9 protein-coding genes are annotated in these 14,658 nt (G+C 36.8%); 8 read left to right on the top strand and 1 reads right to left on the bottom strand.

The window, feature by feature from the left end; genetic code table 11:
- Nucleotides 1-55 precede the first annotated feature (55 nt).
- On the bottom strand, nucleotides 56-1,165 hold the full coding sequence (locus tag E1140_RS06760) for an adenylate/guanylate cyclase domain-containing protein (RefSeq protein ID WP_155180714.1): 1,110 nt from the start codon (nucleotides 1,163-1,165) through the stop codon (nucleotides 56-58).
- Between the two features lie 330 nt (nucleotides 1,166-1,495).
- Here E1140_RS06760 and E1140_RS06765 point away from each other — a divergent pair, with 330 nt between their 5' ends.
- The 8 genes from E1140_RS06765 to E1140_RS06800 all read left to right on the top strand — a co-directional run.
- On the top strand, nucleotides 1,496-3,481 hold the full coding sequence (locus E1140_RS06765) for a fructose-1,6-bisphosphatase (RefSeq protein WP_155180717.1): 1,986 nt from the start codon (nucleotides 1,496-1,498) through the stop codon (nucleotides 3,479-3,481).
- A 147-nt stretch (nucleotides 3,482-3,628) separates the two neighbouring features.
- The gene (locus E1140_RS06770) at nucleotides 3,629-4,246 is read left to right on the top strand and encodes a glucuronate isomerase (RefSeq protein ID WP_155180720.1); all 618 of its coding nucleotides are present in this window, start codon (nucleotides 3,629-3,631) and stop codon (nucleotides 4,244-4,246) included.
- Complete coding sequence (locus E1140_RS06775) at nucleotides 4,247-5,257, top strand: sugar kinase (protein WP_155180723.1); 1,011 nt, start codon at nucleotides 4,247-4,249, stop codon at nucleotides 5,255-5,257.
- Nucleotides 5,258-5,268: 11 nt separating this feature from the next.
- Nucleotides 5,269-5,937, top strand: coding sequence for a bifunctional 4-hydroxy-2-oxoglutarate aldolase/2-dehydro-3-deoxy-phosphogluconate aldolase (locus E1140_RS06780; protein WP_155180727.1), 669 nt, complete (start codon nucleotides 5,269-5,271; stop codon nucleotides 5,935-5,937).
- Nucleotides 5,937-6,914 (top strand): TRAP transporter substrate-binding protein, encoded by a 978-nt coding sequence (locus tag E1140_RS06785; RefSeq protein WP_343034169.1) that lies wholly within the window; start codon nucleotides 5,937-5,939, stop codon nucleotides 6,912-6,914. Before E1140_RS06780 ends, E1140_RS06785 begins: the two co-directional genes overlap by 1 nt.
- 7 nt (nucleotides 6,915-6,921) lie before the next feature.
- Nucleotides 6,922-7,419, top strand: a complete 498-nt coding sequence (locus tag E1140_RS06790; protein WP_155180733.1) for a TRAP transporter small permease — start codon at nucleotides 6,922-6,924, stop codon at nucleotides 7,417-7,419.
- 5 nt (nucleotides 7,420-7,424) lie between these two features.
- Nucleotides 7,425-8,723 carry a TRAP transporter large permease gene (locus E1140_RS06795; RefSeq protein WP_155180736.1) on the top strand — a complete coding sequence of 433 codons (1,299 nt, stop codon included), beginning with the start codon at nucleotides 7,425-7,427 and terminating at the stop codon, nucleotides 8,721-8,723.
- Between the two features lie 171 nt (nucleotides 8,724-8,894).
- Nucleotides 8,895-14,658: PAS domain S-box protein (locus tag E1140_RS06800; protein ID WP_155180739.1), on the top strand; the 5,764-nt coding region annotated here is incomplete at its 3' end.

The raw sequence follows: 14,658 nt of genomic DNA on the forward strand, positions 1-14,658 counted from the left end.
AGCAAAAAGCCACCGAAAGGTGGCTTTTTTGTTTTAGAACCTCATCACTTTTCCATTAAGCGCTGACGCTAGATATCGCTACTTTTTCTTTCTTCCCCTTTAGCAGGATGTCTCCGACCTTTTCTACTTTAAAACTGCCATTGAGGTTGATTTTGTTGATCAAATGGTCTGAAACGAGAAAGTCTTTACCATATTCATTGCAGATGCTTTGAATCCTTGCTGTTGTGTTTAGAGTATCTCCATGGTAGGCAATGTCTTTCCTTATTTCTCCAATTTCTACAGCCGATACGCGCCCAGAATGGAGCCCGGCTTTAAATTCAGGAACAATTCCATATTTGCTAAGGTAATATTCAGCTCGATTTTTAAACTGCTGTTTGCAAGCAAAGAAAAATGTTACACAAAAGTTATTGATTAACCCTTCCTGTTCTGGCCACATTACAACAATTTCATCGCCAACATATTGGTAAACTTGAGCCCTATATGGCAAAAGTATTTCATTGATGTCATCAAAATAATCTCTTAGAAAGCTGCTGTACTTAAAATGCCCTAATTTTTCAGCGGTTGCTGTAGACGATTTTAAGTCAATAAACATGAATATTTTATCTTCCTCTCGTGGGTTTCTGTACCTGCCAAGTAATAATGGTAACAATACTCCGGGGCCATATTTTTTATTTACCTGGTTTATATAGCTGATCAGAATAGCCATAAAAAAATAATACATTAGAAGAAGGTAGAAGATGTTATCCCAAACTTCATTTGTAAGGTTTAAGCCGGCAACATCTGAATTTATACCGAAAAGCACATACCTAAGTATTAGTAGTAGAAGAGAAAGAAGTAAAATTGAGCCAATGGTCTTGGCTAGTATGATTTTTCCAATGGCAAGATTCCTAAAGAATTTTTGCTCAAGATGGAGGGTTAACAATCCGTAACTTGACCCATAAAGTAGACCTCCAACCAATGCCACAACTAGCAATGTTTGATTATCAACCCTCATATCATAATCGAATACCAAACTGCTAATCTTTGAGTAGAAGTTGGTGATCAGGAGTAATAATAAGTTGGCTACCATCCAAAAATTAACCTGGATGCCCAAGTAGGTCAATAAAGGATGTCTTGCAGTATACCGATGAGCCAGCGTTGTATATTCAAGTTTTCCTTGTTTCATTTAGTCATAAGTTTTATAAAGTTGGCATATCATATGACGATATCTTTATTTTCTGGACTGTGTATTTTGAAGCGTAGTCCATATCACCTTTTGTAGATTTGAACTATCTATAATGTTGAGGACGTATATGTCCATAAAATATTGTAACCATCTCCAATATTTGATTTGAACAAAAGCAGATTGAGAAGTAAAGGGCAGCTTTATTTTAAGGAAGAATCATTTCAATCGTGTGCGTTTTCTTTTTGATTACAAAAAGCGGCTAAATGGAGTATTGGGATTAAAATTCACCCATTTATATGGGAGTAAATCATATTCTTTTGTAGTTTAAGATTGCAAATACAACCACATAAATTGACTCCCGACCGACTAAAGTATTTCAAGCAACTAGCTCATAAATTTCCATCAAGAAGTGCATTGGGCAAAGAAATTATGCTTTTAGAGTCCGTGTTGACATTGCCAAAAGGGTCTGAGCTGTTCATCAGTGATGTTCATGGTGAGTATGATTCTTTTCAACATATGGTAAGAAATGGGTCGGGTATGATCAGGCAGCGATTGACCAACCTTTTTCAAAAGAGTAAATCAGAGAAGCAGTTAAAGTCTCTGGCATCGCTTATTTATTATCCTGAGGAAAAGTTAAAATCATTTCATAAAAATGGAATGTGTAATACCGATTTTTATAAATCAACGCTGAAGGATCTTATCATTATTGCCAAAGATTTTACGAGCATCTATGCTAAAAGGAAATTGGGAAGGTTGCTAAAAGGGCAGTATCAGGAAATTATACTGGCTATGGTATATTCTGACTATACCAATAATGATAAGGCAATTTTCTATGATACTTTAATAGAAACCATTATTGATATTCAAGAAGCTGATGCCATAATTACTGAGTTAAGCACATTTATTCAAAGACTGTCAATACATTCTATTCATATTATAGGTGATATTTATGATAGGGGACCTGCTGCTGAGAATATACTTGATGATCTGCTGGAGTATGATTCTGTTGATGTGCAGTGGGGAAATCACGATATAGTTTGGATGGGAGCTGCCAGTGGTTCGTTGGCGTGCATGGCCAATGTGATCAGGCTCTCTCTCCGTTACGGAAATACTAATACCCTTGAAAAGGGATATGGGATCAATCTAATACCACTGGCTTCTTTTGCGCTCGAGCATTACAAGGAGGAGGAAAGCATTCATTTTGATCCAAAAGTAGACCCAACTGAATTGTTAAATGCTAGTGAAAAATGGCTCAATCGCATCATGCACAAAGCTATTAGTATTATTCAATTTAAACTGGAAGATCAGCTGAAGATGCGTCAGCCTGGGTTTGATATGGGCGATCAATTGATTTTATCAAATATTGACTTCAGCGCCTATCAAATTACAATTGATGGTGAAAAGTACGATTTGCATGATAAGTCATTACCCACAGTTGACCCTGCTGCACCTTATAAACTATCAAAAGGTGAGGAAGATTTAATGAGTGTTTTGATACAAGCATTTAAAGAGAGTGATCGCCTTCAAAGCCATGTTGATTTTCTGATAAAGAATGGTGGCATGTACAAAATCACCAACAATTGTCTGTTGTATCATGGTTGTATCCCTATCGATGAAAATGGTGATTTGAAAGAGGTAGAACTGCTTGGTAAAAAATTAAAAGGTAAGTCTTTGTTAGACTTTCTGGATGCTAAAGTACGCGAGGCACATTTTTTAGATGCTGAAGCAGAGGGAAAACAACTTGCATTGGATACCATATGGTATTTGTGGTGCGGCCCAGATTCTCCGCTATTTGGCAAGAGTAAGATGACAACTTTTGAACGCTATTTTATAGCTGACAGCGCTACCCATAAAGAGGTAAAGTCGTATTACTATAACTATAGAAATGATGAAGCTACATGCTCTAAAATATTAGCTGATTTTGGACTGGGTAATAAGCATGCTATAATCATTAATGGTCATGTGCCAGTGGAAGCCAAACTGGGAGAAAGCCCGGTGAAGGCCAATGGAAAACTTTATGTTATAGATGGCGGATTCTCAAAGGCATATCAAGGCAAGACAGGGATAGCTGGGTATACGATGATTTTTGATCAGAAAGGAAAGCAGCTGATATCTCATATGCCTTTTGAATCTAAGCAAAAGGCTATTGAAGAGGAAATTGATATCCTTTCTTATGAAACGCTCTACTCACCATCCAGCAAAGTAATTCGTGTTAAAGACATTGATGATGGCAAATCATTAAAGGAATACATTGTTGATTTAAAGGAGCTGTTGCAGCATTTCAAGAGCGGTAATATTGCTGAGAAAATGCAATAGTTGATTCAGGCATGCGATACGTATTAATGATTAAGAATTACAGAAGACTTTAATTAACAATCGATTGTGTTTAAATAGTATATGAAATTACAAATGTTTCTACCTAATGGCTAATAAAGTAAATTATAATTAGTTTTAGGTTACACAATGGATTGCATAATTATTAAAGCTAATGCCACACAATCAGGTATCGTCTTTGAGGCGTCCGATAATACTGTTGAAACGCTTCCAACTGGTTTCCCTTGTAAATTCGCAGCCTTATTTGTTTTTCACAAAGGTGAGTGGAGAGACGTGAAAATTGGATTTAAAGATTCTCATGAGATTTTGGGTGCCTTTATAAGTGCAATGGCTAAGTTTTTTGATAAGTTGGATACAACAGACCCGCTAGCTAAAACAATTGATTATAACCTCAACCCTGCTGATAATGTGATTGTAGTTAGTATAGTTGGAAATTTCAATTATGGGTCTGTAGCAGGCAACCTACAATTTGGATCTTCATGGTGGTTCCTTGATCAAAAGGTTGGTATGGAAAAGCAGATGAATGTTTTGTCAAACATGGGCTTGCTGAGCCACTTTTTAGGTATGCTTACCAATTTAAGAAGCTTCTTTTCCTACCTAAGACATGATTATTTTAGAAGAATACTTTGTAATCTTATAGGTAGTCATGTTGAAAAAGGGCTATTGCCTGCAAGTGAAATGACTTGGACGGGTGAAATGGTCGAGAATATTAGTTATAAGAATGCAAATAGTTATTTTGGTTTTTGAATGAAGAGGATCGTCACTTTTGGAGAAGTAATGATGAGATTGACGACCCCTGGTCATCAGCGATTTACACAGGCTAAAGGTTTTGAAGCCACCTTTGGTGGTGGTGAAGCAAATGTCTCAATGTCATTGGCACAGTTTGGTTTGGAGGCTGCCCACATTACTCGATTTCCAGACAATGAGCTTGGTCAGGCCGCTATTCAGTTTTTGAAAACTAATAATGTAAGTACCGATCATATCGTAAAAGGTGGTGATCGATTGGGGTTATATTTTCTGGAAACAGGGAGTAGTGTTAGGCCTGGGAAAATCATTTATGATCGAGCTAATTCTGCATTTGCAGGTGTTGAACCTGAAATGATTGATTGGGAAAAGGTACTTGATGGTGCTTCATGGTTTCATTGGACCGGGATTTCACCAGCAATATCAGCAGGTGCAGCAGCATGTTGTAAGGCAGCGCTTGAAGTAGCTTATGCTAAAGGAATTACAGTTTCGGGAGATGTAAATTATCGTAAGAATTTATGGCAATATGGCAAAAGTGCTCAGGAGGTAATGCCCGATCTTATTGCCAAATCTGATGTGCTTGTAACTGGTGTTAGAGATGCCGCTGAGATACTTAATATTTATCCAGAAGCGGGTGCTGATAACGAAGAAATTTCAGTCTATAATAAAATAATAGAGCGTTTCCCGAACGTAAAAAAAATTGTCAATACAACCAGAAATTCTATCAGTGCAACGCATAATAAGTTGTCAGGCAATCTATATGATGGGAAACAATTTTTAAAAACTAGGGAATATGAGATTAATCCTATTGTGGATAGAATAGGTGGAGGAGATGCATTTTTGGCGGGATTAATTTATGGTATGCATGAATTGGAAGGCGATCAGGAAGCACTTGATTTTGGAGTAGCTGCAGCAGTTTTAAAACATACTATTGAAGGCGATGTAAACCTGGCAAGGGTAGAAGAAGTACAGGACATATTAGCAGGAGACACTTCAGGGCGAATAAAAAGATAAAGCATAAGAAAATGGCAAAATATAGCAGAATAGAAGTATTCACAATAATGCAAGAGACCGGCCTGGTGCCGCTTTTTTATCATTCTGATTCTGAAGTGAGCAAGAAAGTACTTAAGGCTTGCTATGATGGTGGAGCCAGAGTTTTGGAGTTTGCAAGCCGTGGAGATTATGCACATGAAGTTTTCAGAGAACTGTATAATTATGCTGAGAAGGAGTTGCCAGGAATGGTTTTGGGTGCTGGGTCAGTTACAGACGCTGCTTCTGCTTCATTGTATATGATGATGGGTGCAAGCTTTATAGTTACTCCAGTTTTTAGAGAAGATATTGCTATTGCTTGTAACAGAAGGAAGGTACTATGGTCACCGGGTTGTGGAACATTGACAGAAATAGCTCGTGCTGAGGAGTTAGGTTGTGAGTTGGTTAAGTTATTTCCAGGAGATATCTATGGAGCTAATTTTGTAAAAGGAGTTAAAGGGCCATGCCCATGGACTAATATTATGCCTACTGGTGGTGTAGCTCCAACTGAGGAGAATCTATCTGAATGGTTTGCTGCGGGAGTTACTTGTGTTGGAATGGGCTCACAACTCATCAAAAAAGAAGACTTAAAAAATCAGTCCTACGATCTCATAGAGAAGGGTGTAAAGGAGGCAATACAGATAATAAATAAGGTAAGGAAATAGTGAAGAGGCTGAAAAAAGAATTGCTGCTTATTCTAATAAGCATACTATTTTTTAAGTGCGAAAATATTAGCAAAACAAAGGAGATTAAATTAGGGCATGCACTAAATATGAGTCATCCGGTTCACTTAGCGGTTGAGCGCATGGCTGAATTAGTTGAAGAGAAATCTGGTGGAGAACTCACCATAAAAATTTACCCTAATGCCCAGTTAGGAAGTGAGCGGGAAAGTATCGAATTACTTCAAATTGGAAGCCTTGGAATGACTAAAGTTTCTACATCTATAATGGAGAGCTTCGCTCCAAACTATAAAGTATTCAGTCTTCCCTATATGTTTCGTGATAAGAATCATCTATATAAAGTACTTGATGGTGAAATAGGAAAGGATTTACTTGATCAGGGATCTAAATTTTGGCTGAAAGGTTTAGCTTACTATGATGCAGGTTCCAGAAGCTTTTATGCAGTCAATAAGCCTATCAACGAACCTGCTGATTTGAAAGGAATGCAAATAAGAGTGCAGGCTAGTCCTACATCTATGAGTATGGTGAGTGCTCTTGGTGGTTCGCCAACGCCTATTTCATGGGGCGAACTTTACACGGCTTTGCAGCAAGGTGTGGTTGATGGTGCTGAGAATAATCCTCCTTCATTTCATACATCAAGACATTATGAAGTAGCTAAATACTACTCATTAAATGAACACACTATGGTTCCTGATGTGCTTTTGATTAGTACAAAAGTGTGGGATCGCTTGTCAGAGCAAGAGCAGCAATGGGTGCAGGAAGCGGCACTAGAATCGGTAGAGCTTCAGCGCAAGCTTTGGAATGAAGCTGAAGAAGAAGCCATGAGAGTAGTTGAAGAAGCTGGTGTGAAAGTCAATAGACCTGATAAAAGGAAATTTGAAGAGATGGTAAGGCCGATATATGAAAATTATCGTGATGAGCCTGAAGTATATAAACTCATTCAGGATATAAAAAATAAATAGCAGGGAAATGAAGTTTAGAGCATTAATAGACAAGATATTATTTTGGGTGCTTGTAAGCCTTATGGGGTTAATGGTGATCAATGTATTGTGGCAGGTGGCTTCTAGATACCTTCTTCAGTCGCCTAGTTCATTTACTGATGAGTTGTCACGCTTCTTACTTATCTGGGTAGGGCTTTTAGGAGCTGGATATGCCACAGGTAAAAAGCTTCATTTGGCAATTGATCTTCTTCCTACCTATTTAAATGGTAAACAAAGTGGGCGCAAGCTGAATGTTGTGATCAACATTTTGGTTGGTTTATTTGCCATTTTAGTCTTAATCTGGGGTGGATCGAACCTTGTTTATATAACACTAATTTTAGAGCAGCCTTCCGCTGCTTTGGGTATCCCATTAGGCTATGTATATACTGTCATTCCTCTGAGCGGAGTGCTAACTCTTTATTATAGTATTCACAATTTAATATTGGACTACAATAAGCCCTTGGAGGCAATTGATATTGATAATTAACAACTATGGAATTTTTTGAGATATCGGTTCTGGTTATAAGCTTTCTGGCACTGTTGATTATTGGTGTGCCAATCGCATATTCAATTGGTATTTCAGTTGTACTTACAATGTTGGTAAGTATTCCGCCAGAAGCTGCATTTACTACACTAGCTCAGCGAATAGCCACCGGACTGGATAGCTTTGCACTCTTAGCGATTCCATTCTTTGTTTTGGCAGGCCAGCTCATGAATCGGGGAGGTATTGCAGAGCGACTCATCAATTTTGCCAAGGGCCTTTTAGGCAGTTTGCCTGGAGGATTAGCTTATGTTAATATCCTTGCCAGTATGTTATTTGGAGCAATTTCCGGATCGGCAGCGGCAGCGGCTAGTGCTATTGGGGGTATCATGAATCCTAGAATGGTAAAAGAAGGCTATTCTAAGTCTTTCAGTGCTTCAATAAATATAACAGCGGCAACCACTGGTTTAATTATCCCTCCTAGTAATATACTCATCGTTTATTCTCTTGCCAGTGGTGGAGTTTCCATCAGTGCATTATTTTTAGCAGGCTACATTCCGGGCACATTATTAGGTTTGGCACTTATGATAGTTGCGGGTGTAGTATCCTACAGAAATAAATATGCTGTAGGAGAGAGGACACCATTCAAGGTTGTCATTAAGCAGTTTTTTGATGCCCTCCCAAGTTTGTTTTTATTGATAGTGGTTATTGGAGGTATTGTTGCAGGAGTATTTACAGCTACTGAGGCCTCTGCCATTGCAGTTTTATATACGCTGATACTTTCTATGGGTGTTTATAAGCAGGTGAAGGTTAAAGATTTACCTGATATTCTTATCAATACTGTGAGTATGACTGCCATTATAATGCTGCTGATAGGTACCTCAATGGGCATGTCTTGGGTAATGTCTTATGCTAACATTCCACAGCAGGTCTCTGCTACTTTGCTGTCTTTGAGTGATAACATTTTTGTGATACTTATTATCATCAATTTCATTCTCCTGTTTGTAGGAATATTTATGGATATGACTCCAGCGGTATTAATATTTACTCCCATATTTCTTCCTGTGGTTATGGAAATGGGTGTAGACCCGGTTCATTTTGGAATTGTCATGGTACTCAATCTTTGTATAGGATTATGTACGCCACCGGTAGGCTCGGTACTGTTTATTGGCTGTAGTGTTGCAGGCATAAGCATATCCAAAGTTATCAAGCCACTGATCCCACTATTTATAGTTATGATTATTGTTTTAATGATTGTAACCTTTATACCTCAGCTTAGTCTTTGGTTGCCATCTGTTTTTGGTTTGTAATTCTCAGACAAAGTGTTTGGCTAATGAAATATAAAAATGACAAGTACAAGCGCAAACTATAGTGCTATTTTGATGATTTATTGAGAATTTCAGTGCCAACACCCACAGTTTATACGTAGATATACGTATCTTATATCTCATGAAAAAGGGAGAAATTAGGATGTGCAAAAGTTGGCTAGAATAGATTTCTTAAAAAAATACCAAACCCTATTAGAATTTAGCATTGATGATTCCAAAGGAGTCATTGCTATTGACAAGGATCATTCAATATGTTATTTCAATAATAAGGCAGCTGAAATTGCACAAGATGCCTTAGGCACCTCACTTAAACTTGAGTCTAAATTCGAATTGGGTAAGGACTCAGGTTTTACAGATAATACTACCAAAGTTGATTTTTTAAAGACTGATATCAAGAGTGTGTCATTTTCAAATGAAAGTGGAGTAAACTACCTTCTTTCATCAAAAAGGATCACACTTGAAGAAGAGAAGTTCTGTTTGATAAAAATAGAGAACGACTCGAATGCTAATAACGATAGTTTGGAAGTTGCTCTTTTTAAGACAATCGCTGATCAATCCCGAGACGCTATATTGATAACTGATAACCAGCTTGAAAAACCCGGACCAGTTATTGAGTATGTCAATGAAGCTTATTTGAAGCTATGTGGTTATAAAAGAAGTGAGGTTATTGGTAATACTCCCCGGCTCATGCAAGGTCCTAAAACAGACAAAGAGCTTCTTAAGAACCTTAAAAGTAAGTTGAATAAGGGGGAGTCATTTTTTGGTCAAACCTATAATTACAAGAAGAATGGAGATGAGTTTGTTAATCAATGGGTGATTTCACCAATTAAGGACAAATCTGGCAAAGTAATTAAGTACTTCGCCATAATCCGTGATGTTTCTGATGCTGAGCGAGCTAAACAAGAATTGCGTGAAAATGAAATAAAATTGCGCTCCATTATTGAGAGTAGTCATAATTACATTTTAATGTATGATGATGAGTTTAAGATACTCGAATTCAATACAAGTCTGGCCGAACTGCTTTATCTAAGTTATAAGATTAAGTTCAAACTGGGTGATTCTATTGTAGATGTATTCCCAAGTTCCAAAACTTGTGATTTTATTAAAAATGCATCACAGGCTACTGACAAGAAGCGGAAAGTAGAGTTGGAGTCAATAAATGATCTTTTTGAGAACGACCGGTGGTATAAATATGCCTTTAGCCCAATTAAGAACTATAAGGGTAAAAAGGCCTTTATGCTCTCATTTAAAGACATTGATAGCGAAAAAAGAAGTGCTGTTCAGATTGAAAATAACGAAAGAAAATATAAGGCCATGGTTGATACGCTGGCTGAGGGCCTTATTATGCAAAACAATGACGGTGAAATTATAGAGTTTAATAAATCAGCGCTGCAAATTTTAGGTATTACCAGCGATCAGATGTATGGCAGAACATCTTTTGACCCTCGCTGGAAGTCATTTAATGCCGAGGAGGAACCTCTATCTGGTGATCAGCATCCCATTATTCAATCTTTAAAGGAGGGTAAATCCATAGATAGGTTTATCATGGGAGTGCATAAACCAACCGGAGAAATCAGCTGGCTTTCCGTAAATAGTCGCCCTATAATTGATGAGGACGGAGAAGTGCAGCAAGCAATAGCTTCTTTTAATGATGTTACCGAAGAATATAGGCTCACCAGAGAATCACAAGCTGCTATTAAGAGATTTGAAGCACTTTTTCTGAAGAATCCAATGCCGATGATTGTTTTGGATGAAGGTGATGAAGAATCTAAAATTCGGGATGCTAATGAGGCATTTTTAACCAAATATGGTTACGATAGGGTTGAAATGGAATCTGTTCTGTTTGAGGATTTATGTGCTGATGAATCTAATATTTCAGAGAATTTTAAAAATGAGGTAGCCTTATATTCTGCTAAGGGATTAAACTATCAAGTTCATGAAAATAAGGAGGGGGAATCAATTTTTGTACAGGTACATAAGCATATTCTGGAGTTTGAAGATGCAAAGTACCTGCTCATACTTCTTGATGATAAGACCACTGACGTACTTGCAAAAATTAAAGTTGAACACTCTGAGGCTCGCTACAAACAGCTCTTTGAAAAAAATCCTAATGCTCTAATAATCTGTGATATTGATAATGGTAATGTTTTGGATATAAATGAGCTGGCAATATCTAAATATGGCTACAGCAGATATGAGTTCACAAAGAAAAGGTTCAATGACTTATTTGAAGAAGAATATAGCAAACAGTTTTCTCAACTTAGTCGTTTAGAGACAATTCCATCTGACTATGATTTTGTTCATAGACTACTTTCAGGCACAAATATCTATGTTAATATATACTCTCAGATTATAAACTTTAATGCGCAGAGGGCAATACTGTTTTTAATTAATGACATTTCTAAACGAAAGCTTGCAGAAAATAAGCTCCTGCAAAAGGAAAGTCAACTGGGAAGCTTAGTAAGAAATAATCCCGTTTCGGTATGGTCTACTGATTCAAAAGGAGTAATTAATTATTGTATTGGATCCTTTTTCTCTCAGATTGGCTTCGAGTCAGATCAATTGATTGGTCAATCAATACTGTCATCAAAATGCGCAATTTATATTGATAAAAACTCCTTTAAATCAGTGATGGATGGCAAAGAGTGTGAGTATGTTACAAACTTTGAAGAGTACTATATCAATTCCAATTTGACACCTCTTACAAATGAAGAAGGTGAAGTACTGGGGGTTATTGGTGTATCTACAAATATAACGGGGTTGATGGAGTCGCAGATAAAACTGAAAGAGGCCAGCGAGATGCTCCAAATGACTCAAAAGGTAGGGAAAATAGGTGGGTGGAAATTTGACCTAGTAAAAAATAAAATAGAGCTAAGTGATGTCAGTTATGCGATTCATAAGTTAAAAATAGGAACACCTATCACAGTCGAAGAAGCAATAGAATTTTATCATCCAGATTCTAAAACAATTATAGCAGACGCAGTTGATAAGCTAATAAACGATCGTAAACCCTATGACCTTGAATTAAAAATTATTAACACTGCAGGGCAGGAGGTTTGGGTAAGAACCCAAGGTGTACCTAGGGTCGAAAATAATGAGGTAGTAGAGATTTTCGGAACATTTCAGGACATAGATGATCAGAAGAGAAATCGCTCTAAACAAGACGAATATACTAAACTCCTTAACCACTCTGATGACCTTGCATCAATTACCACCTTTGAAGGTGTTTTTGAGTTCTTAAATCCAGCATGGACTGAAACACTAGGGTATTCTCTCAAACATCTTAGCTCAGAGCCATTTGCCAATTTTATACATCCAGATGATTTAGAAAGAACTCAGGAAGTTTTCAAAAAACTAATTGAAGAGGAAAATTATGCGGTTGTAAACTTTAAAAATAGATATAAGACCAAAAAAGGTAATTATCGTTGGCTGTCATGGTCTTGTAAAAGTGATCTGGTAAATCGAAAAATATATGCTATAACAACTGATATAACGGATCAGGTGGAGCTGGAAGAACAGCTCATTAGGGATGAGCGGTTTTATCGCAAACTGTCGGATAAAGGCTTTGGAATAAACTTAATATTATCTGAAACTGGAGTAGTTACCTATGCTAGTGGTGCCATTGATAAATTGTTAAATTGTTCTAAGGAGGTTGTTAAAAAAACATTTTCTGTCTTTATATCAGATGATGACAAGTCAAAATTTGATGAAATATTTCAGCTATGCATTGATAACCCAGGTGTGGCTGTAAGGGATAGTTTAAGACTAAATGCAAATAAGAAAGGTGCAAAATGGGTTGAAGTTCAGTTATCCAATCTTTTGAGTGACCCTGATATCGAGGGAATAGTTGCAAACCTGCATGAAGTAACCGAAACAGTAGAAGCGATGGCTCGTGTTGTTGAGAATGAGCATAGGTATAAGTCCTTGGTTGATAAGTCTCTCATGGGCATTGTTATTCACCAGGATGGGATTATAATGTTTATTAATAAAGCTGGCGCTAAGATTCTTGGAAGCGATTCTACAGAGAAGCTTGTTGGCAGAAGTATTTTAGAATTTGTACACAAATCAGAACATGAAAGAATAAAGAAAAATGTAAAGAGTTTATATACAAAACAGAGAACCGAAACCAATATTAACTCCTACACTTTTATTAAAACTACTGGTGAACATATTAATATAGAAGTAATGGGTACGGCAACTAATTTTAAAGGAGAGGCGGCAGTTCAGGCAACTTTTCTTGATGTTACCGATAGAAATGAGGCACTGACTGCTATTAAAGAAAGTGAATCCAGATATAAAAGCTTGGTTAATAATTCACCCATGCCCATAGTTATTGCCACTAACCAGAAAATCAAATTTTTAAATGATTCAGCTGCCAAAATACTTAATGGGTCAATTATTGATTTTCTTGAAAAGCCGCTAACCAGTATATTTCCTAAGAGTCTGAAAAAGGAGAATTTAAATGCTATTCTGATCAACGCACAGTTAAAAAGAAATTTAAATCAATCCATTGATATCACACTCCAAACCAAGGATAAGAAAGAAGTTTTTGCGGACTTGATAGCTTCTGCGATAGAGTATAAAGGTGAGGCATCCACCCAGCTGATGTTTCTTGATGTAACAGAAAAGAAGAAGCTACTTAATGAACAGTTAAAACTTAAAAATATAGTTACTGAATCTCATGAGTCAATCGTAACTATTAATGCTAAAACATTGGAGATTACTTATGCCAATAATGCCGCCCTTGAATTTCTGGGTTACTCGTTTAATGAGGTGAAGAAAATAAGCCTTATCGACTTTAAGCCAGATAATGTGAATGATTCAGCGCAGTTTACCCAACGATTAAACCATGTAAAGAATACTAAAGAGGTATTAGAATATACAGGTAGAATTAAGAAAAAAGACGGTTTAACATCTGATGTGAATGTTAAGCTGCAGTACATTGAGTTTGCTGATAACAATGAGTTCGTTCTTTCATTAAGGGATATCACTGATGAGTTATTGTTTAATAAAGGTAAAGAGCTATTAAATGAAATTAATAGAATAATAGTTGACAAGGATTCATTTAAAGGGGTGCTGGCAGACATTATGGGGCTGATTGCTAAGGCACTTTATTTCGATTTTGGTGAAGTATGGCGTCTAGAAGAGGACCAGTATATTCGCCAAGCTTACTATCAAATAGTCAATAATAAAATACAGGATCTAGCTGTCCAGAATGCGAACATAGTATTCGGGATAGGTGAAGATGTAATAGGCGCTACATTTACCGAAAAGAAAGTAAAATGGATTACAAAGCTAAAGAAAAAGGAAGTTGTTCGTTATAAAGCTCTTGTTAACAATGGTATCAAATCTTTGGTCTTGTTTCCTCTGATAGTTGATAATGAAGTGCTTGTAGTAGGTAAATTGTACAGTACTGTGGAGAAGCCTTATGACAAACGAGTGGCCGATCTTCTATTGACCATTGGCGCACAAATGGCACAGTTTAAGAAGCGTAAATATATGGAACAGAAGCTTCTAAATAATGTGAAGGAGAAAGAGGCACTACTTCAGGAGATACATCATAGGGTTAAGAACAATTTACAAACAGTTTCAAGCTTACTATATCTTAGGGCTGCGTCTATTTCAGACCCTGAAATAAAGCGCTTCTTTCTCGAGAGTCAAAATAGAATTAGTGCTATAACATTTACTCATGAAAGACTACTGAAAGCAAAAAGCTACACACATCTGGATATAAAAGATTATCTGAATGACCTAATAGATAACATTTTGAGAACTCATATGAATGAGTTTAGAGTAATAGAGGTACATCGCGATATTCAGTCAAACATATTAACTACAGATGTGGTTATGAATTGTGGAATGATAATGAATGAATTGTTAATAAATGCTTTTGATCATGCTTTTGGTGAAAAAGAAA

It is taken from the genome of Fulvivirga lutimaris (assembly GCF_009711525.1).
In the GTDB taxonomy this organism is placed as follows: domain Bacteria; phylum Bacteroidota; class Bacteroidia; order Cytophagales; family Cyclobacteriaceae; genus Fulvivirga; species Fulvivirga lutimaris.